Annotated in this window: 18 protein-coding genes and 3 tRNA genes; 10 read left to right on the top strand and 11 right to left on the bottom strand. The window is 48.8% G+C overall.

What is annotated here, in order from left to right; genetic code table 11:
- Positions 1-33 precede the first annotated feature (33 nt).
- Positions 34-2,931, bottom strand: coding sequence for a pyridoxal phosphate-dependent class III aminotransferase (locus tag PTW35_RS06425; RefSeq protein WP_281027451.1), 2,898 nt, complete (start codon positions 2,929-2,931; stop codon positions 34-36).
- Between the two features lie 951 nt (positions 2,932-3,882).
- Here PTW35_RS06425 and PTW35_RS06420 point away from each other — a divergent pair.
- Positions 3,883-4,905, top strand: coding sequence for a PTS sugar transporter subunit IIC (locus tag PTW35_RS06420; RefSeq protein ID WP_281026989.1), 1,023 nt, complete (start codon positions 3,883-3,885; stop codon positions 4,903-4,905).
- 75 nt (positions 4,906-4,980) lie between these two features.
- Here the strand turns inward: PTW35_RS06420 and rpe are convergent, their stop codons facing one another.
- Positions 4,981-5,652: a ribulose-phosphate 3-epimerase gene (gene rpe, locus PTW35_RS06415; protein ID WP_281026988.1), complete on the bottom strand. Its 672-nt coding sequence runs from the start codon at positions 5,650-5,652 to the stop codon at positions 4,981-4,983.
- Positions 5,645-6,094: a ribose 5-phosphate isomerase B gene (gene rpiB, locus PTW35_RS06410; protein ID WP_281026987.1), complete on the bottom strand. Its 450-nt coding sequence runs from the start codon at positions 6,092-6,094 to the stop codon at positions 5,645-5,647. Before rpiB ends, rpe begins: the two co-directional genes overlap by 8 nt.
- A gap of 252 nt (positions 6,095-6,346) precedes the next feature.
- Here rpiB and PTW35_RS06405 point away from each other — a divergent pair, with 252 nt between their 5' ends.
- The 4 genes from PTW35_RS06405 to PTW35_RS06390 all read left to right on the top strand — a co-directional run bounded on the left by PTW35_RS06405 (position 6,347) and on the right by PTW35_RS06390 (position 10,755).
- Positions 6,347-7,738: a sucrose-specific PTS transporter subunit IIBC gene (locus tag PTW35_RS06405; protein WP_281026986.1), complete on the top strand. Its 1,392-nt coding sequence runs from the start codon at positions 6,347-6,349 to the stop codon at positions 7,736-7,738.
- Between the two features lie 41 nt (positions 7,739-7,779).
- Complete coding sequence (locus PTW35_RS06400) at positions 7,780-9,207, top strand: sucrose-6-phosphate hydrolase (protein WP_281026985.1); 1,428 nt, start codon at positions 7,780-7,782, stop codon at positions 9,205-9,207.
- Positions 9,208-9,296: 89 nt separating this feature from the next.
- Complete coding sequence (locus PTW35_RS06395; protein WP_039468608.1) at positions 9,297-10,145, top strand: SIS domain-containing protein; 849 nt, start codon at positions 9,297-9,299, stop codon at positions 10,143-10,145.
- A 298-nt stretch (positions 10,146-10,443) separates the two neighbouring features.
- Positions 10,444-10,755 (top strand): helix-turn-helix transcriptional regulator, encoded by a 312-nt coding sequence (locus PTW35_RS06390; RefSeq protein WP_039468563.1) that lies wholly within the window; start codon positions 10,444-10,446, stop codon positions 10,753-10,755.
- A 70-nt stretch (positions 10,756-10,825) separates the two neighbouring features.
- On the opposite strand, the gene PTW35_RS06385 is transcribed toward PTW35_RS06390, so the two are convergent.
- From PTW35_RS06385 to PTW35_RS06370, 4 genes are all read right to left on the bottom strand, one after another.
- Entirely contained in the window at positions 10,826-11,128 is a 303-nt protein-coding gene (locus tag PTW35_RS06385; RefSeq protein ID WP_039468564.1) for a helix-turn-helix transcriptional regulator, read from the bottom strand.
- 599 nt (positions 11,129-11,727) lie between these two features.
- Positions 11,728-11,814: transfer RNA gene (locus PTW35_RS06380), tRNA-Leu, on the bottom strand.
- A gap of 77 nt (positions 11,815-11,891) precedes the next feature.
- Positions 11,892-11,967: transfer RNA gene (locus PTW35_RS06375), tRNA-Gly, on the bottom strand.
- 3 nt (positions 11,968-11,970) lie between these two features.
- Positions 11,971-12,044: transfer RNA gene (locus PTW35_RS06370), tRNA-Cys, on the bottom strand.
- 248 nt (positions 12,045-12,292) lie between these two features.
- Between PTW35_RS06370 and PTW35_RS06365 the strand changes: the two genes are divergently transcribed.
- Positions 12,293-13,447: a family 16 glycosylhydrolase gene (locus PTW35_RS06365; protein ID WP_281026984.1), complete on the top strand. Its 1,155-nt coding sequence runs from the start codon at positions 12,293-12,295 to the stop codon at positions 13,445-13,447.
- Positions 13,448-13,490: 43 nt separating this feature from the next.
- Here the strand turns inward: PTW35_RS06365 and pgsA are convergent, their stop codons facing one another.
- From pgsA to uvrY, 3 genes are read right to left on the bottom strand one after another with little or no spacing between them, the layout of a single operon-like run.
- The gene (pgsA, locus tag PTW35_RS06360) at positions 13,491-14,048 is read right to left on the bottom strand and encodes a CDP-diacylglycerol--glycerol-3-phosphate 3-phosphatidyltransferase (RefSeq protein WP_281026983.1); all 558 of its coding nucleotides are present in this window, start codon (positions 14,046-14,048) and stop codon (positions 13,491-13,493) included.
- A 38-nt stretch (positions 14,049-14,086) separates the two neighbouring features.
- A complete protein-coding gene (uvrC, locus tag PTW35_RS06355) occupies positions 14,087-15,919 on the bottom strand; it encodes an excinuclease ABC subunit UvrC (protein WP_281026982.1) in 1,833 nt (610 codons plus the stop codon).
- Entirely contained in the window at positions 15,919-16,563 is a 645-nt protein-coding gene (uvrY, locus tag PTW35_RS06350) for a UvrY/SirA/GacA family response regulator transcription factor (protein ID WP_039468571.1), read from the bottom strand. Before uvrY ends, uvrC begins: the two co-directional genes overlap by 1 nt.
- A gap of 893 nt (positions 16,564-17,456) precedes the next feature.
- Between uvrY and PTW35_RS06345 the strand changes: the two genes are divergently transcribed.
- From PTW35_RS06345 to PTW35_RS06330, 4 genes are all read left to right on the top strand, one after another.
- Positions 17,457-18,008 carry an ECF-type riboflavin transporter substrate-binding protein gene (locus PTW35_RS06345; RefSeq protein WP_281026981.1) on the top strand — a complete coding sequence of 184 codons (552 nt, stop codon included), beginning with the start codon at positions 17,457-17,459 and terminating at the stop codon, positions 18,006-18,008.
- Between the two features lie 3 nt (positions 18,009-18,011).
- Positions 18,012-19,709, top strand: coding sequence for an ABC transporter ATP-binding protein (locus tag PTW35_RS06340; RefSeq protein WP_281026980.1), 1,698 nt, complete (start codon positions 18,012-18,014; stop codon positions 19,707-19,709).
- A complete protein-coding gene (locus tag PTW35_RS06335) occupies positions 19,706-20,545 on the top strand; it encodes an energy-coupling factor transporter transmembrane component T (protein ID WP_281026979.1) in 840 nt (279 codons plus the stop codon). The genes PTW35_RS06340 and PTW35_RS06335 overlap by 4 nt, the downstream gene beginning before the upstream one ends.
- Positions 20,546-20,721: 176 nt before the next feature.
- Positions 20,722-22,077, top strand: a complete 1,356-nt coding sequence (locus PTW35_RS06330) for an AarF/ABC1/UbiB kinase family protein (RefSeq protein WP_281026978.1) — start codon at positions 20,722-20,724, stop codon at positions 22,075-22,077.
- Positions 22,078-22,098: 21 nt separating this feature from the next.
- Here PTW35_RS06330 and PTW35_RS06325 read toward each other — a convergent pair whose 3' ends face one another.
- Entirely contained in the window at positions 22,099-22,440 is a 342-nt protein-coding gene (locus PTW35_RS06325; protein ID WP_281026977.1) for a hypothetical protein, read from the bottom strand.
- Between the last annotated feature and the right edge of the window lie 139 nt (positions 22,441-22,579).

The raw sequence follows: 22,579 nt of genomic DNA, 5'->3' as shown, positions 1-22,579 counted from the left end.
CAGCTGACTCAACAACTGTGCCGTACCAGTTACTTAACCAAGTTTACGTTCAGCTTGTGCTGCAACCTGGTTGATTTCTGTTAGTAATGATTCAAAGTCAGACATAGTCAGACATGGGTTCAAAATCGTGAATTTCAGGGCAACTTTGCCATCCACCACGGTTTCACCCAGCACCGCCTTGCCTTCAACAAGTGCATCAATGCGTAGTTGTTTGTTAATTCCATCTAGCGCCGACTCTTCATTGTTGCCGATGTAGCGGAACAACACAGTTGATAGAGCCGGATCAGCCAACAGTTCAAATTCTGCCGACTGGTTAATCATATCTGCAACCTGCTGGGCCTGGTTCAAAAGGTGATCATACATAGCACCCAATGCCTGAGGACCGACACACTGCATCGTCATCAACACCTTCAAGGCGTCGAAACGCTTGGTCGTCGCAATCGACTTGTCAACCAGGTTTGGTAGCAGATCATCTTCACGGTTCAGGTAATCTGCATGGTGAAGTAGATACTTGAAGTTTTCTTTGTCTTTAATCAGCACTGCACCGCAGCTGATTGGCTGATAGAAAAGCTTGTGGAAGTCGACACTTACCGAGTCGGCCTTCTCAATGCCGTGCAGACGCGTCTTGTGACGGCTCAAAATCAGCGCACCGCCGTAAGCCCCATCAACGTGCAACCATAGGTTGTGCTGCTGGGCAACATCCGCCATGCCGTTTAGGTCGTCAATCGCACCGTGGTCAGTCGTACCCGCAGTACCCACCATGGCAAATGGCAGTAGCCCGTCGTTTTTCAGCATTTCAATGGTATTGACCAGAGAAGCCAGCTTGATGGTACCGTCAGGGTTGGTATCAACCGTCACCACGGCATTCTCACCCAGCCCCATTAGCGACGCGGACTTCTGTACGGTGAAATGCGATTTCTTCGAACACAGGATACGAAGCTTAGCTGCATAGTCAGGTAGGCCCTGTTTCTGGATGTTATGACCAGAAATCGTGTCAGCCGCCCAATCGCGTGCCAGCAGCAAGCCCATTAGGTTGGATTGAGTACCGCCACTGGTGAACACACCGTCAGCTTGGGTGCCCAACTGGTACAGCTCGCATAGCCAGTCAACGACCTTCTGCTCAACAAAAGTTGCTGCACTTGCCTGATCCCAGGAGTCCATAGACTGGTTAAGGGCGGCAATAAAGGCTTCAGCCGCAACAGCCGGTAGCAACGGCGGTGTATGCAGGTGCGCGATGCAGTGCGGATGCTGAACCATGATAGAGTTCTTGGCAATCAGCTCACCGGTTTGCTCGATCACCAAATCCAATGGCATTTGCTGGTTGTCCAGATCAATGTTGTTGATCATGGTCTTCAGCTGCTGAGGATCCATGCCTGAATATGGGGTGTCAGTATTCTCAAAAACCCCCTTCAGTACTTGCGTCGTTTGGTTCAGCGCCGCTTCGAACTTGTCCGCACCGCCTTTGCCGGTATGGATGAAGTGGTTACGCCAATCGGCCGCTTCACTCGCCACAGGCTCTTTCGCCTTGGCTGGACCTGCTGTTGCAATGATGGCTTTGCTCAAAGCATCAAGGGCAAAATCCAACTGCTCATACGAGATGATCAACGGCGGTAGGAAACGTAGCACTGAGCCCTGGCGACCGCCTTTCTCGATGATCAGGCCGCGCTCAAGTGCCGCGCGCTGAATCGCGATAGTCAGTTCTGGCGCCGCTTCTGGCTCGCCGAATTTGTTCTTAGAACCATCTGGTTTACAGATCTCGATACCCAGCATCAGACCCTTGCCGCGAACTTCGGCAATACAGTCAGTGTACTGCGCAATTCGCTCCAGGCCTTCACGCAGGTATTGGCCCGCTTTCTTAGCATGTTCAACCAGGTTATCACGACGGATAATTTCAAGTGCCTTAGCACCCGTTGCCATCGCCAACTGGTTACCACGGAACGTCCCCGTGTGCTCGCCTGGTCTCCAGGTATCGATAGACTTATCAAAGATAAGTACCGACATTGGCAAACCGCCGCCTACCGCTTTGGACAGGCACAGAATGTCAGGGGTAATACCTGATTCTTCAAAAGCAAAGTTCGAACCAGTCTTACCAATACCGCACTGGATCTCATCAAAGATCAGCAGGATGCCGTGCTCTTGGGTAATACGGCGAAGCTCACGCAGCCAGAATGCTGGCGCAGGGATCACACCACCTTCACCTTGAACCGGCTCAACAATGATTGCCGCCGGCTTCTGCACGCCACTCTCGTCATCATTAAGCATACGCTCGATGTAACGCAGGCTCTGCTTAGCACCTTCCTCGCCGTGCATACCAAACGGGCAGCGTAGGCTATATGGGAAAGGTAGGAAATGAACATCAGCCATCAGGCCTTGACGACGGGCTTTGGTATTGAGGTTACCCATCATAGCCATGGTGCCGTTTGTCATACCATGGTAAGCACCGTGGAAAGCTGCCATGGTGTTGCGGCCTGTGGTTTGCTTGGCAAGCTTGATCGCCGCTTCGACGGCATCAGCGCCAGATGGGCCACAGAACTGAATACGCGCATTCTTGGCAAACTCATCAGGCAAGAAGTTCATTAGCTCCTTGATGAATTTGTCTTTAACTGGCGTAGTGATATCCAATGTCTGGTATGGCAGACCCGCTTGCAACTGATCAACAATTGCCTGGTTAATTTCAGGGTGGTTGTACCCCATTGCCAACGTACCGGCACCGGCTAGGCAGTCCAGGAATAATTGGCCACGGCTGTCTTCGACCAGCGCACCAGAAGCCTTGGCAATAGCCAGAGGTAAACGACGTGGATACGATCGCACTTCGGATTCATAATGCTCTTGACTAAGCAGCAACTCATCAGGTGTTAAATCATAAACATCATGTACAACAGGTACATTTGAAGCGAGTTTTAGCTCATCAAGGTCAAACACATTACTCATGTTCTTTTCCATTTAAACACCACACCTCTTGTCGTCTTCTCCATTGATACAAGACTCAGAAACAATTTTTGTTCAGCACTACAAACACCCCCAAATGATGGCGGTGAGATTGGTGTGAACTGGAGAAAATTTCAAGGTTCGGTGTAGCTGCATCTTGCAAAGATGCATTGACTATAAACTACCGATAGCTTGCGCTCTCGGCGTGACCGAAAACTAACTGATTACCAAGACAAATTCGCCTCAAAGCCAGTCAAAAAATGACAGCATGTGATCAGAAAGTTAAAAACCAGTGAATGTGATCAGAAAGATCAAGGCTCAGTAATAATACTGCAGTTGGGTAAGACAAAGCTGATTAGAGTAGTAAGAGTAAAATTATTCACAGTTGGGTTCCTTCAATATGCGCCTGTATTGCTGGTACAGGACAGCGCTATTAATGCCCTTCTACTAACCCTAATCAGGTTAGTACCTACGGCGTACCAAGAGGCAATCAGCCCGAATACCACTTGGTACAGTGTGCCTCAGAAATGTCACCCTGAGATTGCGCTGAAAAGTACCACACCAGTAACGTGTATGCCAGAAATATTTCATTGAATTATGCGCCTAAAGGCAACTTCACGATTGTCCACCACCAAATAGCCAGATGCCGGATAAAACCTCCAGAACAGCAGCGCTAACCAGAGGAACATGATACAGCTCACCAAATAATCCAGCTCTATATGCTACTGTTTTAACAAGTTAATGCGACCACAGAGGACGGCTCATGAAGCATATTATTCGATTCCGCCCCCCATCAGGCACCCATCCCTGATTCTGGACTGCTGCTAACAGTCTGTTCAGCATCTTTTTTCCTCCTCCCAAGCACCACCTGCTACTTTCTATTCCCGACCCGGGAGCCCCGTTTGATTTCTGCTTTTCTCGCTCCATTACAGTACGGAATGACAAGGAATGATTATGGAAATCTTAATGGGTGTCGCCGCCCTGCTCGGCGCACTGTGCCTTTTTTCGTTATTTAGTTTCAAAGCTCCAAACGGCAGTGCCGCAATGAGTGGGCTTGCCGATGCCGCTATCGCCACTTTTCTGGTTGAAGCTATTCATAAATACGTCATGGGTAACCTGCTTGGAATCGGCTATCTTGCTGAGTTTGGCAATATGGTTGGCGCAATGGGCGGTATAGCCGCGGCAACACTGGTCATGCTTCGCATGGGTGTACAACCGGTTTATGCCATCGTGACCGGCCTGGCAATGGCTAACCTCGGCATTCTCGAAGGGTTCATCGTCGGCTATCTATTCTCTTTTGCCGCCCCTCTTTTCAAAAGATACTTGCCAGAGGGAGTCGATGTGATCTTGGGGGTACTCACGCTCGCGCCGTTAGCCCGCTTGGTCGGTATTTTTATCAGTCCGGGACTGGAGGTCTTGATGGGCACTCTGGCCAGTATGATCACCGAAGCAACCTTGCTCTCGCCAATTGCCATGGGCTTCTTGCTCGGTGGCCTTATCAAAATGGTGTGCACGTCACCGCTGAGCTCGATGGCATTGACTGCGATGCTGGGGTTAACGGGGTTACCGATGGGGATTGCGGCCATTGCCTGCGTCGGCGGCTCATTCACCAATGGTTATATTTTCCACTCGCTCAAACTGGGCAAGTCGAGCAACACCATCAGCGTGATGCTGGAGCCCCTTACCCAGGCTCATATTGTAACCAGAAACCCGGTTCCTATTTTTATGTCCAACTTTATTGGTGGAGCCTTGGCCGGGGTCATCGCCGCCTACTTCGGTATCATCAATGATGCCCCCGGTAGTGCCGCGCCAATACCGGGCTTATTGGCCTCTATCGCCTTCAATGAACCGCATACCCTACTAATGGCAACCGCTGCCGCAGCAATTGCCGGTTTGGTAGGCGGTATCATTGGTCACCGCCTCTACAGCAAGCTACTGGCTGAGCGTATACCTCTGCAGCACTTTGCTAACGGCTAATACAAAAAAACCGCTAGCCCATAACTTTGGAAGGTCATTGGCTAGCGGGTCTATCGAAACGAGGAGAACGTAAGATTAAGCCGCTACGCTTTGCTGGCCTAATGTACGCAGATCGTCCATGGTCTCGGCGTAGCTTTTTTCTTTGCCGAAAAGGCCTGCGGTACCCAGGACAAAGTATTCAACCTTGTCTTGGAGCTTTTCAATCACTTCAGGGCTAATTGCACCATCAATGGCGATTTTGGTATTTACACCCTGCTCATCAATCATCGAAATAATACGTTCGATACGGCTATAGGCGTTTGGGATGAATGCCTGGCCAGCAAACCCTGGGTTTACAGACATCACCAGCACCACGTCAGTCACATCCAGCACATCTTCAATCGCACTCAACGGCGTGCCCGGGTTTATTGCCAAACCCGACTGGATCCCTTTGGCCTGGATATTTCCCAGAGTACGATGCAGATGCGGTGGCGCTTCAGCATGAACATACATCAGCTTAGGGCCAAGCGATGCAAACAGATCGATAAACTGATCCGGGTTTGAAAGCATCAGGTGAACATCATAGTCAATATCGCTCAGCTCGCGGATCGCTTTGATGTCTTCAGGGCCCAGCGCAAAGTTCGGTACAAAGTGGCCATCCATCACGTCGATATGCAGCATATCAACATTGGCTTTTTCCAACTCTTTCAGCTCTTGAGCCAACTTGGAAAAATCCACACACATCATCGAAGGACAAAACTTAGCCATGGTACTTCTCCTCAATCTCGGCGATTTGGTTAATGCGGTTCTGGTGACGCCCACCTTCAAATTCAGCATTCAGCCAGTTATCAATGATCATCTTCGCCAGCTCAATGCCAATCACACGTGAACCAAACGCCAAGATGTTGGTGTTGTTGTGCTCTTTAGAGAGCTGCGCCGTATAAGGGTCGCTACATACCACCGCCCGAATACCCGGTACTTTGTTCGCAGACAGTGAAATGCCAACACCCGTCCCACAAATCAAAATACCCAAATCAGCCTGCTTACCGACTACAGCTTCAGCCACTGCCAAGCCATATTGCGGGTAATCCGTTCGTTCAGTTGTAAATGCGCCAAAGTCTTCAACTTCAATGCCTTTGCTTTCTAAATGGCTGATTACTAGATCTTTATGTTCAATGCCTACGTGGTCACAACCGATAGCGATTTTCATTTTTGCTCTCACTGATAACTAAACCTGACTGTAGTTTACAAAATAATTCACCAACGTAAACACCAACAACCCAACCAAACACCACAATCAAACTTAAGCAATTGAATTTAAATAACTTAAAATTACACAAAAAAAATCACAAGCATAAAAAATTCACGATAATATTTTTTCTGTGACTTAGATCGATGTTAAAGCGGCTTTTGACTGATAATTTAATAGGGAGTTAACCAATGACTGTGAAGGGTAGACAAGATGTCATATTCAATGATTGCCGAAGAGATTGTCGGCTCCCTCGGCGGGGCAGATAATATTGTTTCTGTAGCGCACTGCGCCACACGCTTACGCGTTATGGTGGCAGATGAAAACAAGATTGATAAAAAGCGCATCGAAGACACTGAGAAAGTAAAAGGCGCATTTTTCAATAGCGGCCAGTATCAAATTATCTTTGGTACAGGTACCGTCAATCGCGTATTTGAAGCAATTGAGGGTTTGAAATTAACAGTAGCGAATAAAGACCAACAACGAAAAGCTGCTGAAAAACAAGGTACTGCATTCCAACGTGCTATCCGTACCTTTGGCGATGTGTTCGTTCCTATTATTCCTGCTCTTGTAGCGACCGGCCTGTTTATGGGTCTGCGCGGGTTGCTGATGCAAGAGGAAATACTGGGTCTGTTCGGGTTAACACCAGAAACCATTCCACAGAATTTCGTGCTGTATACGCAGATCCTGACGGATACTGCCTTTATCTTCCTGCCAGCCCTAATTGCCTGGTCAGCTGCTCGTGTGTTCGGAGGAACACCACTGATTGGTTTGGTACTGGGTATGATGCTGGTCTCTCCTGCGCTGCCTAATGCCTGGTTAGTTGCCTCCGGTGAACTTGATCCGCTGATGTTCTTCGGTTTCATCCCTGTGCTCGGCTACCAAGGCTCCGTTATTCCGGCTTTCATTGCAGGTATGATTGGGGCGAAACTCGAGCGACGGATCCGCAATATAGTACCGGAAGCACTAGACTTGGTGGTCACTCCTTTCCTCACCCTGCTGATCATGATCACCGCATCGCTGTTTGTTATCGGTCCCATCTTCCACTGGCTGGAGCTGGTAATCCTATCTGCTACCCAGTTTATGCTCGATCTGCCATTCGGTCTGAGCGGGATCTTGATTGGTGGCTTCCAGCAGATTGTTGTAATGACAGGTGTTCACCACATCTTCAACCTGCTTGAAATCCAATTGCTAACCAATACCGGTGCCAATGAGTTCAATGCCATCATTACAGCAGCCATTGCCGCGCAAGGTGCAGCATGTTTGGCTGTCGGCCTGAAAAGCAAAGACAAGAAGCTCAAGGCTCTGGCTATGCCCTCTTCGCTATCAGCGTTCCTGGGCATTACCGAACCTGCGCTATACGGTGTCAACCTTCGCTTCTTCAAACCATTCATCATGGGCTTGGTCGGCGGTGCTGTGGGTGGCTTCTTCGCCGTGATGTTTGGCCTCAAGGCTACCGGTATGGCCATCACGGTTATCCCAGGCGCCTTACTTTACCTCAATGGTCAAATGCTCGGTTACCTAGCCGTCAATGCTATCGCTATCGCAACCGCATTCACCCTGACTTGGCTGTTCGGTTACTCAGACAAGATGCTTGATAAATAACATTTAATGAAGCCCCCTGTCAGGGGGGCTTTGGAGATCCAATGAAGACTGCTACTGCTACTGCAGATCAGCGATACATCAATGACGTACTCGCCATAGCCATGAACATGTCATCACAGTCCAACAATGATCCATTCCGCCCGGCTTGGCATTTCTCTCCGCCGTTTGGTCTACTCAACGATCCCAACGGACTGGCCCATTTCAACGACGAGTTCCACCTTTTCTACCAGTGGAACCCCAAAGCCTGCCAGCACGGTGCCAAAGCTTGGGGCCATGCCACCAGTAAAGATCTGATCAATTGGTCACACCAACCGTTAGCCCTCGCGCCAACCGAGCCGTACGAGACCCATGGCTGCTATTCAGGATCAGGCCTGGTAGTTGACGGAAAACTAGAGCTTTTCTACACCGGCAATGTCAAATTTGAACAAGGCGGAAGAACCGCTTACCAATGCCGGGCGACCCTCGAAGCAGGCAAACAGGTAGAGAAACAAGGCATCGTGTTAACCCTGCCTGAAGGCTATAGCGGCCATGTTCGTGATCCTAAAGTCTGGCAATACCAAGATGCCTTTTACATGGTGCTCGGTGCCGAAGATCTCAACTACCGTGGCAAGGTATTGGCCTACCGCTCTGACGATCTCCAGGCTTGGGAGATGATCGGTGAGATCTTTGGCGATGGCGTAGGCAATCAGCAATCCGATGACTTCATGCTCGAATGCCCCGACCTGTTCCCTCTGGCTGACAGACATGTACTGATCACCTGCCCGAAAAACTGGCAGGATACAGGTGGCAATAAAGTCGAAACCTTCGATGTGACTTACCATATCGGTGACTTCAATCACCACAAAGCAACCTTCGAGCATGACAACGGTGTTTTGATGGATCACGGCTTCGATTTTTATGCCCCGCAGACCTTCGAAGATGAATCAGGCCGTCGCATACTGTTTGGCTGGATGGGCAAACCGGACGAATTCGAGCCTTACCAGCCGACTATCGAACTGGGTTGGATCCACCAGATGACCTGCGCCCGCGAGCTGACTCTTCGTGACAATACCCTTGTCCAGACCCCGGTTAGAGAGCTGGAGGGCCTTCGCCAAAATAAGCAAGGTTTTACCGGTCTCAACCAGCAATTCATCGGTCTATCAGCCGAGCTGATGCTCGAAAGCTTAAAGGAAGCGGACATCAAGCTAGAAATCGCCAGCGATTTCTATATCGAGTCCAGTCAAAGCGGGCTCGTCACCTGGCGTAAAAACCTCAAGACCGCCGAGTGGGAATCTATCGCTTGGCAGGGAACAGTAAGTTCACTTCGCCTGCTGCGTGATCACTCTTCAATTGAAGTTTTTATCAACAGCGGTGTTGCCGTGTCGACATCCCGCTTCTTCGGTCTAGGGCTGGGTAAAGAGAAAAATGTTGGCTTTGCGCTCTCCAGCAATAAAGAGATTGTAGCCACTCACTGGCAATTATCAGCCTAACCAAAGGAGGCTGCCCCTGCAGCCTCCATGACTAATCGAGGGTCACTATGTATAATGATGCGATTGCTTCAAAAGGAATGATACTGTCCGTGGATCTAAACCAAGTAATTCCAAATATTCGCATGCGCCTTCCCTCGCTCACCCGTACCGAGCAGTCGATCGCGGAAAACTTTTTAAAGCCGCACTTCTTACAAAAGTCTACATCTATCAAAGAAGTTGCCGAGCGGTTGGGCGTTTCTACCGCCTTAATTGTGAAGGTATCGAAAAAGCTTGGGTTCAGTGGCTTCAAGCAATTGAAAGATGCCCTCAATGCCCAGCACCAGTCTGAGACCTACCTACCAAGCGAACAGCTAGAGCCGGACGACTCCTGCGAGCAAATCATTACCAAAGTACTGCAAAATTCTATCAATGCCCTGACTGAAATACTCAATTTCGTCGACGCCAAAATGGTCAGCGCAGCAGCAGATGCCATCGTCAATGCCAAGAACATTGAACTCTATGCCGCTGGCGGCTCAACCATTATCTGTGAAGACTTCCAACATAAGCTACTACGGTTTGGTATGCGTGCGTCTGTGCCGCGCGATAGGCACTTGATGCTCATGTCGGCCAGCGTGCTGAGCAGCGAGGATGTGGTGCTGGTTGTCTCTCATTCAGGCCAAACCGTTGACTTGATGGATGCTGTTCGCTTAGCCAAGCAGTCAGGTGCCAAAATCATTTCAATCACCAATAACTACCATGCCGAGCTTTCCCTGCTGTCTGACTATCCGTTGTATGCCCCAGCGTCTCCCGAACCACTGCTGGGCAAAAACGGGACCGCGCGTTTAGTCAAGTTGGCAATGATTGATAGCCTATACGCCACCATCGCAGGCAAGATCCCGGAGCAGGTCGACGAGAACCTCGAGAAAACAACCAAGGCTGTTGCCCTTCTCCATCGATAATATTTTACGTCAGTAGGATATTGATTATCCCCACTATTCAGTGGGGATTTTATATCTCTCGATAACAAATAAAAATACGGTGTATTAAACAACAGTGCAAATAATGCAACTCGATGTGATTAAAAATGAACATTGAGATATATCACCAACATTTCCCACAAAACAAAAGTCTTAACAACCAACATCTTGTATACATAAATATACTAAGATTTATACTATACATCATAAATAATATAATTAATGAATCCAGCGGAATTTTATAATTTGTCAGCATTCGCATATAGCAAGGATAATTTGAATGTTATCTTATGATTACGGCTGTGAAGTAATCGCATTTAATATAAAGCAACGTAGGGAAACAATAGGCTTAACCCAGTCAAAGCTTGCGGAATCCATTAATGTATCCAGAAAAACGATACTCGATATCGAATCCAACAAAACCTCACTTAAAGTCAAGACTCTGCTCCAGATTGCTGACAGCCTTGGTTGTCGCGTTTGTGAATTGATGCATGAGCAATGTCAGCCACGCCCTTTGGGCGATAACATACTGAAAATGCTAGCAGACGGTGGGTTGAAAATAGTCAGTGCGCAGGAGGGAGGGCATAAATAAGCAGTTCGTTACTGTACAAAGTATCAAACTGCCTATGAACACATATTCTTTTTTGAGAGCAGCAGCCTGGTTACACCTCGGGGATATTCACGACCATGAGTCCATTGCTCTCAAAAATTTCAATAATTCTCTCACCCATACCTTTATCTTTGCTTTGGATGCCTAACAGATCGGCGACCTCACATTTTAGACAATCACAAATACGGTAAAGAGTTGATAATTTTATGTCTGCTTTATTAGACTCGATGTCTATATAAGTTCTTCTTGATACATTAATACATTTTGCAACTTGAACTTGTGTTTTACCACGAAACTCTCTGAGGGTTTTTATTCTATGGGCTAGGAACTCAGGCTCATAACTATTAGGTTGCATTTATCCTTACCGTTTTCCAAAATACTTCCAACCTCACTGTTGAAAATAATAACTATCGACCACGATATACCAATCGAATTAAAAGCATAAACTAACTTTACGCGGGGCGATTATACGTTCATTAGATATACATGTAAATTATTCAACCGATATCACACCATTGATAACGCTTATGTATTGATATCCAATTAAGCCCTCGCTAAACCGCCTGCTGCCAGAATAATAAAGATTTACTTATTCATACATAATTACCTATCAATTTTATTGATAATCATGAGTTTTGTGACATAATAGCCCTATCTTGATGATTTAAGCCTTATCAAGAGTTCTACATTCTTTTACCGTCGTACCCTCTTAGTGCGACGGCTTTTTCTTTTCAAGACTCCCTATACCATTTCTCTCCATAGAGCGCTTGTATTATTACCTTTACTACCACCTGTACACGGCAGCGCTCTGTGCAAGTGTACTGCTGATCACGCCCAGAAAAGAAGATACGGTATGAAATGCAAAAAGAAGGTGAAGAGCTTGCTGAGTCAAAGAAAGGGAAATCGATGAGATCAAAAAAGCCCACAAGCAAAGCTTGCGGGCTTAATATGAGATGGTGCCCCGGGCCGGACTTGAACCGGCACAGCGCGAACGCCGAGGGATTTTAAATCCCTTGTGTCTACCAATTCCACCACCAGGGCACGCAATACTTTGCGATGCCGTTTAGTACAGTAAACACCATCTTTGTCTTACCGCGAATTGCCGTAAGATTTTTATTTGGAGCGACACACGAGGTTCGAACTCGTGACCTCAACCTTGGCAAGGTTGCGCTCTACCAACTGAGCTAGTGTCGCAAATGGAGGCGCGTCCCGGAGTCGAACCGAGGTCCACGGATTTGCAATCCGCTGCATAGCCACTCTGCCAACGCGCCGTTACCTTCAGGGTTATCCCCGTTGGTATGGCAGCCATTTTACACATATCAAAAAGAGTGTCACGAAAAAAATCATTAAAACCAACTTGTTCGGTTTATTTTCAACCAATTGCTTTAAAAACAGCACTAAACGGGCAATCATTCACCATATCTCATGAGACATTCTCATTTCTCAGAACATTACCAAAAATGAAACCCCCATCCTCCGCTATATTTTTCTCGCTTTATAGTCGTTCAATGAGGGTTCCATGCGCAATAACTCCATATTAACACCTTCGCTATTGCTAGTTTCCAGTATCAGCCTAGCCGCTCCTCCAGAAGGAAAAGGAAACCATACTGAAATCATTTCAGCTCCAAGTTTCAGTGACACACTGACGTCATTTGATGCCGGGCATTGGCAGGCCGCTGATGGATGGGCTAACGGTTCGCCATTCTTAAACGCGTGGTCTTCAACAGCCTTGGATTTTAGCACTGACGGTATGGCCATAGTGCTAAGTGATGACCCGTTGCTGGGGTATTACTACACATCAGGCGAACTGCGAACCACTGATTTTTACGGCTACGGGTGCTATGAAGTAGAAATGCGGCCAGCAGCTGTCAGTGGCGTTGTCAGTGCCTTTTTTACCTTTATGGGCCCTTACGATAATGTCCAGGGGGGCAATGGCCATCACAATGAAATCGATATTGAGTTTTTGGGTAATGATACCAGTGTGGTTCAGCTTAACTTTTGGACCAACGATGATCAGTATGCCAATGGTCACGAGCAAATCATAGAGCTGGGTTTTGATGCCTCAAAGTCATTTAACCAATATGCCTTTGACTGGTCGGAATCGGGGATTAACTGGTATATCAATAAAAAACTGGTGTATAGCGTTATCAGTACATCCAATGACCCTACCCCGAAAGTTTCAGACGGCACTCAAAAGATAATGATGAATATGTGGCCCGTGGATGCCACCGCTTCGGGTTGGGCCGGTGAATTTACCTACCCCGTGATGCCTATTCTAGGGCAATTCAAAAATGTACGTTTTACTGAAGGGAGTTATTGTACCTTTGACTATCCAGAACCTTCACTGCCATCGCCGTCTAACAGCCTAGCGATCTCTAGCCACAACATCTCACTGAATATTAAGGCAACCCAAGCTTCAGCAACCGTAACAGTCACTGATAGCAGCGGGCAAACAATTGAAGGCGTTAGTGTTACCGGTAAATGGTCTGGCGTCGTTAGCGATGGTGATGAAGAAAAAATCACAGAACAGACGGGTTCGGCATTATTCTACTCTCGGCGTAGCCGTTCAGCCTCTGGTACCTACCAGTTTTGTGTCACAAGCTTATCCAAAGCGGGCTATTCATGGTCTGCGAGCAATGTAGATCTAACATGCTCAGAGGTTGACATTCCATAGAAAAAAAGCGGCTATTACGCCGCTTTTCAACAGTTCAGTTACTTCACAGGTCTTCCGAGTTCAGCAAATCATGCTTGGCGGCCTTGAGGTAAATATACATCGACCAGTAGGTCAGGATCATCGCAACATACAAGGCAATGTAACCAATCCAAACTAACCACTCGTTTGGATGCCATAGCAGGACAATTAACGCGATCATCTGAGAAGCAGTCTTTACCTTACCGACCCAGGACACGGCAACACTCGAGCGCTTGCCTAATTCAGCCATCCACTCCCGCAAGGCAGAGATAATGATCTCGCGACCAATCATAGTGATTGCCGGTATGGTTACCCACACCGAATTATAATGCTCAACCACCAAAACCATCGCCGCAGCGACCATAACCTTATCCGCTACCGGGTCGATAAAGGCACCAAAACGTGTTGTCTGGTTTAGTTTACGAGCCAAGTAGCCATCAAACCAGTCGGTTACGCCAGCAATCAAGAAAATCAATGCTGTCGCAAAAGGGGACCAGCTATACGGCAGATAAAAGGTGATCACAAAAAATGGAATCAAAATGAGCCGTATAAAACTTAGAATGTTCGGGATTGTTAAACGCATAGTTCTTCGTTCTTATTGTGTAGATGTACCGCACTAACCTAATGATTCAGTGCGTCATAGATTTTTTCTGCCATCGCACGACTGATGCCCGGCACCTTGGCAATTTCTTCTCTGCTAGCTTTTTTCAGTTCCTGTAGGCCACCCATATATTTGAGCAATGCTTGGCGGCGTTTGGGGCCGATACCCTCGATGTCTTCCAAAGCACTACGTTTTCTTACTTTTGCACGCTGGGCACGGTGACCACTGATTGCATGATTGTGGCTTTCATCCCTGATATGTTGAATTAAATGCAACGCTGGGGAATCTGCCGGCATTGAAAACTCTTCGCCTGTTGTAAGCAACAACGTTTCCAGCCCTGGCTTTCGGGTCGTTCCTTTCGCCACCCCGACCAAGAGCGACCGCTTGGGCCACTCTGCCATCAATGGATTAACTACATCATACGCTCTTGACAGCTGACCTCTACCCCCATCGATAAAAATAATATCAGGAATTCTATCCGGATCGACTTGTGAGCCATATCGACGCGCTAAAGCTTGTGCCATCGCAGCATAGTCATCACCGCCGGTAATGCCGGTGATGTTATAGCGACGATACTCTTGCTTCAGCGGTCCATCCTGATTGAACACCACGCAGGAAGCAACTGTCTTCTCTCCCATGGTGTGACTGATATCAAAACATTCCATGCGCTCAAGGCGATTGAGCTGCAGCGCTTCACGCAAGGCAGTGAAGCGCTGATGGACGGTCATCCGATGGCTGAGTTTGCTCGTAAGCGCCGTTCTGGCGTTGGTCTGCGCCAACCGCTGGAACTTGGCTTTATTGCCACGAGTATGGGATTTGATGACGATTTTGCGCCCGGCCAGCTCGGTCAACGTCTGCGCTATCACAACCTGCTCGTCACCGAGCGCCTCACCCAGCAGGATCTCACTCGGGAGCACCCTGCCCTCGGCTTGGTTGAGGTAAAACTGGGTAACAAAACTGGACAACACTTCTGTTATCTCGGCATCGAGCGGCATCTTCGGGAAATAGCTGCGGCTGCCCAAAATCTTACCTTGGCGTATATAGAGCGCATGGATACAGGCCATGCCATTTTCGTAGGCGATGCCGATCACGTCCAGGTCATCATCACTATCGTGGCTGACAAACTGCTGTTCCTGTACGCGCCTTAGCGCCTGGATCTGATCTCGGTAGGTCGCCGCCTTCTCAAAGGCCAATTGCTGGCTTGCCTGCTCCATTTTTTCGACCATCGACGTGATCACTTGGCGGTCTTTGCCTTTCAAGAACAGCCGGACATAGTTGACCTGCTCTTCGTAATCTTCGTCACTCACCAGCCCTTTAACACACGGACCAAGGCACCGACCAATCTGATACATCAGGCATGGGCGGCTGCGGTTGGCGTAAACTGAGTCTTCACACTGGCGAATGGGAAAAATTTTCTGCAACAGATGCAAGCTTTCCCTAACAGCACCACCGTCCGGGTAGGGCCCGAAATACTCGCCTTTGCGCTTCTTGGCACCGCGATGCATCGACAGACGAGGGTGAGCGGAGGCACTGAGGAAAATGTAAGGGTAAGACTTGTCGTCCCGGAGCAGGACATTGTATTTCGGCAGGTAAAGCTTGATGTAGTTGTGCTCAAGGATCAGAGCTTCCGTTTCGGTATGCGTAACGGTGACATCAACCTTGGCAATATTTTTAACCAAGGCGCGGGTCTTCTCCCCCGCCACATTCACCCGGAAGTAGCTAGAAAGACGCTTTTTAAGATCTTTGGCCTTACCGACATAGATAACCTCATCAGCCAGGTCATACATTCGGTATACACCTGGCTGATGAGTCACAGTTTTTAGAAAACTTTTTGCGTCAAACCGTTCCGACACTACAACGTCTCTGTGTCTAACATTCCATGGCGGATAGCAAGGTGGGTAAGCTCTACATCACCGTTGATATCCAGTTTATTGAATAAACGGTAACGATAGCTGTTCACAGTTTTCGGGCTCAGATTCAGTTGCTCTGAAATATCGGTCACTTTCTGCCCTTTGGTGATCATCATCATGATCTGTAGTTCACGCTCAGAAAGATCTTTAAAAGGGTTTTCCGAATCTGGTGCAAACTGGCTCAATGCCATCTGCTGCGCGATTTCTGGTGAAATATAACGCTGTCCACTGTTGACCATGCGAATGGCATTAATCATTTCGTCAGGGCCGGCACCTTTGGTCAGGTAGCCTGCAGCGCCTGCTTGCATCACCTTAGTCGGAAACGGGTTTTCTGTGTGAATGGTCAAAACGATAATTTTGACATCAGGACTAAAGCGCAAAATTTTACGTGTCGCTTCAAGGCCACCGATACCAGGCATATTCATATCCATAAGAATGATATCCGCATGAGAATTACGGCACCATTTTACGGCTTCTTCACCACTGTCGGCTTCCCCTACCACTTTTATACCACGGACATCTTCAAGCAGACGTCGGATCCCTGTGCGAACCAGTTCGTGATCATCTACAAGGAATACATTAATCAAGCTGTATCTCCAATATGATTTGGCTCTGCACCCAGCCGAATTGGCGGGATAGCTGTTACTGATATTACCCAATTCTACCTTAACTTCCCACCGGATCTCATGCAGTTTCTGTGTAACAGCGCATGTTTTCGTAGTAAGTTAAGGCTTGACAAAACAATGATTTGTCAATTTTTACAAGCTTCAAAATAAAATAGCTTGGACAGCAGTATTTACTATATTTCGGAAAAAATAAAGTGAAATATTCAAGTTATCCAATTAGTTAGATTTATCTCAAAAAGATAGCTCTAATCTGTAATATTGTTGAAGCAATCAAGATGTTAAATCAATTACCCATAAGTAGTGTCTGCTTCCGCTTTATTCATCAAAGTCTAAAAAAAGCAGCTAGTTATAGAAATTTCCTTTTTTTTCGGCAAGCTACAATTTTCATTTGGCAAAAACATCTCGCAACACATTCTGCACAAGGATAGCCTCCGCTCAAACCAAGCCTTCGCTTTGCTTGCCAGCCAAATGGCCTCCTTCCATGATTAAAGTATTGCCCATCGATAGCTATTAACAAACGTCCCGTGTCCAATAGCCTTGGCTGTGATGAGTATTGCCGCTTTGCTGCTAACAGCATGACTTTGGTACGTAATATCCCCTCACAATGTTCACCCCAGCAGCAGGACAGGCTATTTTGGCTAAGAGTTAGACGTCTAGATGTAGAGGTTTCCCTTCTGTTTGATGTTCATGTATCATGTCGCGTCCTTATGCCTGCCGGCATAACTGCTCTTGCTTAAATATGGATATTTGCAACACCTGACCCGACATGATTGCGGGTTTGTTTTGGACTTCGCAAGCAGCCTTTTGGCCGGCAATGTACAAGCAAATACCCAAGAGCTTTAAAAGGTTATGTCATGAATCTCTCTGCCAAGACAGTTGTGCTCATTGCAATCGGTGCAGCCTTATATGGTATTGGTGGTTTACCTATGTTTGGTATTCCTGTCTTTGCAAATACCACTCTCAAACCCGCCATGGCAGTACTTGCCTTGTTCGGCGTGTTATTCGGCCCTCTCGTTGGCTTTCTTGTCGGGTTCATCGGCCACTGGGTCACCGACCTCTTCGCCGGCTGGGGCGTATGGGTAACTTGGGTTCTCGGCTCAGGGATCGTCGGCCTGGTCATTGGCCTATATCCCAAAATAACCAAAGAGAGAATTGAAAAAGGGCTGTTCTCCAACATTGACTTCTGCTTGTTCGTGCTCCTGGCTTTCATCGGCAATGTCGTGGGCTATGGCTGCTCGGCCTTCCTTGACGCGGTGCTGTACGCCGAACCGTTTACTAAGGTGCTGGCACAGCTAACGATCATTGCTGCCGGGAACACGGTACTGATCGCCATTGTCGGCCACTTCATCCTGAGCGCTGTCGCAAAGCGCAAGCAGCAAAGCTACAACCTGATCGAGGCAGAATAAGTCATGTCTATTCAGTTTACTGACTTCTCATTCAAATACTGGGCGCTGCAACAGCCAACCCTGAAGAACATCAACCTAACAATAAATAAAGGCGAAAAGGTTGTTATTGTTGGCCCAAGCGGTAGCGGCAAGTCGACGTTGGGCCAATGCTTGAATGGCTTGATTCCTTTCTCGGTCAAAGGCGACATCACCGGCAGCCTTAAAATCAACGGTAAAGAAACCCAGCAGATGGATCTTCACCAGTGTACCAGTATGGTGGGAACGGTCCTGCAAGACACCGATGGCCAGTTTGTCGGCTTGAGCATCGGCGAAGACATCGCCTTTGCCCTGGAAAACCAGATGATTGCTCCGGGCCCGATGCGCCAAGTGGTTGAAGAGACAGCCGCAATGATGGATCTCGACGATATGCTACACCTGTCGCCTTTCGACCTCAGTGGCGGCCAGAAGCAGCGCGTATCGCTGGCAGGGGTGATGGTCGACGATGTCGACATTCTTCTGTTCGACGAACCGCTCGCGAGTTTGGATCCGAAAACGGGCAAGTCAACCATCGAAATAATCGACCGCCTGCACCGCGAGACCGGCAAAACTGTAGTTATTATCGAGCACCGACTTGAAGATGTGCTGCACTGCCATGCCGACCGTATTATCCTGATGGAGCGCGGCGAAATTGTTGCCAACATGACACCCGACGAGCTGCTGGCAAGCCCACTACTGGTCCAGCACGGGATCCGCGAGCCCCTGTATCTTTCTGCATTGAAAGCAGCCGGCTGTGACATCGACCAAGCGGATAAACCCGCCTACCTGTCGACACTCGATATCGCCCGTTTCAAGCCGCAGGTACTCAACTGGTTCCAGCAAAGTGACATGGTCACGGCTGAATCTAAAGAGGCGCCCCTCCTCGAGGTCAAAAACCTCAGCTACTCCTACGATAATCAGCGCCAGACCCTCGACGGTGTCAGCTTTACCGTCAACCAAGGCGAGTTTGTCTCGATCCTCGGCAAGAACGGTTCAGGCAAGTCGACGATCACCCGTTTGATTATGGGCGTATTGGAGCCGGACAGCGGGAGCATTTGCTTTGAAGGGCATGACCTAGCCGCGCGTTCCATTTTCGAGCGAAGCCAAGACATTGGTATTGTGCTGCAGAACCCAAACCACATGATTTCCCACCATATGATTTTCGATGAAGTCGCTTCCGGCCTGCGCAACCGCGGGGTGCCAGAAAGCGAAGTCGAGGCCAAGGTACTGGAGACTTTGAAGCTGTGCGGGCTGGATCGCTACCGCCACTGGCCTATTGACGCTTTAAGCTACGGCCAGAAAAAGCGGGTCACCATCGCAACTATCTTGGTACTGGAGCCTAAGCTGCTGATCCTCGATGAGCCAACCGCGGGCCAGGATTACCACCACTACACGGCCATGATGGGCTTTATCAAGGAGCTCAACCAAAAGCTGGGGATCACCATTTTGATCATTTCCCACGATATGCATTTGGTGCTTGAATACACCCAGCGCGCGATCGTCATCGCCGACAGCAAGTTGCTGGCCGATTCTGCCGTCAACGAGGTGTTCAGCCAGCCGGCCTTGCTGGAACAAGCCAACCTGACAGTAACCAGTTTGTATACACTGGCCAGTAGCTTGGGTATCGAACGTATTGATCACTTTATTCGTTGCTTCATTAACCATGAGGCAGGCTCACTTTCATGAAAACCAATAAGATAAAATTCGGTATTAGCTACATCAATACCGGCTCGCCTCTCCACGCGCTAAATGGGATCACCAAATTCATTTTGTTTATGGCCTGGGTCACCATGGTACTGATGACGTTCGATGTCCGCATCATTGTTGCCATGATATTGGTCGGGTTTGGCCTGCTGCGCCTCTCGCGTGTTCCCGCGGCCAACTACAAGACCTTGATGACAGGTACGGTAACGGTTTTGCTGCTCAATGCCTTGTTCATGTATCTGATTGCACCGCAGCAGGGAACTGAGTATATGGGCAGCCAAACCGTACTTATCCCGCTGCCGGGTAACTACTCCCTAACCCAGGAAACCCTGTTTTACCTGATAACCGTTACCCTGAAGTACTTCAGCATGTTCCCAGTCGCTCTGGTATTCGTGTTTACCACCCACCCGACGGAGTTTTCGGCTAGCTTGAATAAGCTAGGCGTCCCGTACCGTATTGCCTATGCGGTGAGCCTGACATTGCGCTACCTACCGGAAGTGACCAAGGACTTCATCAACATCATGCATGCCCAACAGGCACGTGGGGTGGATATCTCGAAAAATGCGCCGGTCTTTACCCGCATTAGAAATGTGGCCAAAATTCTTGGCCCATTGATTTTCTCCAGCCTTGACCGTGCAGATGTGATTTCCAATGCGATGACCTTACGCGGATTTGGCCAGCACAAACGTCGCAGCTGGTATAGCTTGAAGCCGCTGACCAAGGCGGATTTCGCTGTTTTGTTTACCATCGCCGTGATCTTGGCCCTGGGCTTTGCCAACCGTTACTCCGCCGAACAGCTCTTCTGGTATCCTTTTTAGCCAGACACCGAACAATCACTATCTACCATACCTGAGGCCAGCACTGCTGGCCTTTTCTTTATGTCACTTTTGCTCAATATAGTCTTTTATCGGCATTACTTGTCAGCCCCTGCCGATATGAACCAACTGCTTTGGCAGCACGTAACTGTATAATTAAAGTCTACGGGTAAATCGATATGAAACCGGAGAACATCATCAGTAAAAATAAGCCAGGGACTGCCCGAGAATATGCCTCAGTCCCCAAGAGCCGTCTGTCACGCCTGGGGCAACTTGGCTCACTGGCGACACGCGTGGCAGGCAGCATGGTTACCGAAGGGGTGAAGCAACTTGCCCAGGGAAACCGCCCAAAAGCAAGTGAGTTATTGCTTACCCCCAGCAATGCCAAGCGCGTTGCTGAGCAGTTGGCACAGTTACGCGGGGCCGCGATGAAAGTTGGACAGTTGCTGTCAATGGATGCCGGGGATCTTCTACCGCCTGAACTGGCAGAGCTATTGGCCCGGCTTCGGGCAGAAGCCAAGGCGATGCCCATCAGCCAACTCAATGCAGTGCTGCAGCAGGAGTGGGATATCGACTGGCAAGACCGGTTCCAGAACTTTTCCTTCTACCCTGTCGCTGCAGCATCTATCGGCCAGGTGCATGCCGCCACCAACTGGCAGGGTGAGAAAATTGCACTGAAAATCCAATACCCGGGGATCAAGCAAAGTATCGACAGCGATGTTGATAACGTCGCTACCCTGTTGCGTGTCTCCGGGCTACTGCCCAAGGGCGTTGATTATCAGGATTTGCTGGAACAGGCCAAGCAGCAGCTCCATGCAGAAGCGGACTATCAGCTCGAGGCCAAGCTGCTCAAGCAATACCGTCAATTACTGGCCCACGATGCCAGATATGTCATACCGTATGTCTTCGACGAGCTGACCACAGAAAACATCCTCGCGATGAACTTTGTTGACGGCCTGCCGGTTGAGTCGCTGACCAACCAGCCGCAGCATGTACGAAACCATGTTATGGTGCTCGCCTTCGAACTGCTGTTCAAAGAAATGTTTGACTTCAGGCTGGTACAGACCGATCCGAACTTCGCCAACTTCCTCTACAACGAGCAATCTCAGCAGCTGGTGTTACTTGATTTCGGAGCAACTCGTGCTTACCCGTCCAGAGTATCGGAAGGCTACCGGCTACTACTCAGCGCAGCGCTGCATCATGATAAACCGGCGATGAACTCAGCCCTGCGCCAGATTGGCTTTTTCAGTCAACCGATCACGGCCTCACAGCAAGAGGCGGTGATCGCGCTATGCCTGGAAGCCTGTGAGCCGATCATGACCGTGGGCGAATTTGATTTCGGCCAAACCGACCTGGCACGTCGAATTCGTGATGCCGGCACGGCGCTGAGCATGAAAGAGAATTATTGGCATACCCCACCTGCCGATGCGATTTTCTTCCACCGCAAGCTAGGGGGGTTATATCTGCTTGCCGCGAGGCTCCAAGCCAAGGTCGATGTTGGGAAGATTTTCTCACCTTACCGGTTACAGGGCTGATCCCCCCGTTTGCGCCGTATCCTACGAAGAAGGGCCCAAATAATGGGCCCGCCAATAACCGGCGTCATCAAACAACTCTTCGTTAAGGGCAATGGCATTTTCAATCGACAGGTACAGTTCGGAGTTCTCCTCCCCCAGAGACTGAAGCTTTTCACGCGCCCGGTACAGTTCCGCAATATATGCCTGCTGGGATTTAACCGTTAGGTTGTGGCCACTCACTTCTTGACCAGGCTTTTGTTGCGCGAGAGAACCACGGGTATCTTCGCCGGCATGAGGGGCATCTTGCTCCAGGCTAACAACAAGCAGAGAGCATCCCAGAGCCATACCGAGAAGACCCGTCTTAATGATACTTTTCATCATCATGCAACCTCAAAACTGTAGATTGACACAATAATGACAAACAATTGAATGATGTTCAATTAATACCAGCTGAACAATTTTCCATCACCAGCTCGCCCAAGACTTCGGTTTCCTGTCCGCCGCTTGGATGATCCCCCCTCTT

This window comes from Photobacterium sp. DA100 (genome assembly GCF_029223585.1).
In the GTDB taxonomy this organism is placed as follows: Bacteria; Pseudomonadota; Gammaproteobacteria; order Enterobacterales; family Vibrionaceae; genus Photobacterium.
Note: the sequence above shows the minus strand (reverse complement) of the source record. Positions and strands in the feature narration are given on the sequence as shown.

Coding starts and splice junctions, on each gene's coding strand:
- PTW35_RS06425 (WP_281027451.1), bottom strand. CDS start 2,931: ATGAGTAATGTGTTTGACCTTGATGAGCTAAAACTCGCTTCAAATGTA.
- PTW35_RS06420 (WP_281026989.1), top strand. CDS start 3,883: ATGGAAATCTTAATGGGTGTCGCCGCCCTGCTCGGCGCACTGTGCCTT.
- rpe (WP_281026988.1), bottom strand. CDS start 5,652: ATGGCTAAGTTTTGTCCTTCGATGATGTGTGTGGATTTTTCCAAGTTG.
- rpiB (WP_281026987.1), bottom strand. CDS start 6,094: ATGAAAATCGCTATCGGTTGTGACCACGTAGGCATTGAACATAAAGAT.
- PTW35_RS06405 (WP_281026986.1), top strand. CDS start 6,347: ATGTCATATTCAATGATTGCCGAAGAGATTGTCGGCTCCCTCGGCGGG.
- PTW35_RS06400 (WP_281026985.1), top strand. CDS start 7,780: ATGAAGACTGCTACTGCTACTGCAGATCAGCGATACATCAATGACGTA.
- PTW35_RS06390 (WP_039468563.1), top strand. CDS start 10,444: ATGTTATCTTATGATTACGGCTGTGAAGTAATCGCATTTAATATAAAG.
- PTW35_RS06385 (WP_039468564.1), bottom strand. CDS start 11,128: ATGCAACCTAATAGTTATGAGCCTGAGTTCCTAGCCCATAGAATAAAA.
- PTW35_RS06365 (WP_281026984.1), top strand. CDS start 12,293: ATGCGCAATAACTCCATATTAACACCTTCGCTATTGCTAGTTTCCAGT.
- pgsA (WP_281026983.1), bottom strand. CDS start 14,048: ATGCGTTTAACAATCCCGAACATTCTAAGTTTTATACGGCTCATTTTG.
- PTW35_RS06345 (WP_281026981.1), top strand. CDS start 17,457: ATGAATCTCTCTGCCAAGACAGTTGTGCTCATTGCAATCGGTGCAGCC.
- PTW35_RS06340 (WP_281026980.1), top strand. CDS start 18,012: ATGTCTATTCAGTTTACTGACTTCTCATTCAAATACTGGGCGCTGCAA.
- PTW35_RS06335 (WP_281026979.1), top strand. CDS start 19,706: ATGAAAACCAATAAGATAAAATTCGGTATTAGCTACATCAATACCGGC.
- PTW35_RS06330 (WP_281026978.1), top strand. CDS start 20,722: ATGAAACCGGAGAACATCATCAGTAAAAATAAGCCAGGGACTGCCCGA.
- PTW35_RS06325 (WP_281026977.1), bottom strand. CDS start 22,440: ATGATGATGAAAAGTATCATTAAGACGGGTCTTCTCGGTATGGCTCTG.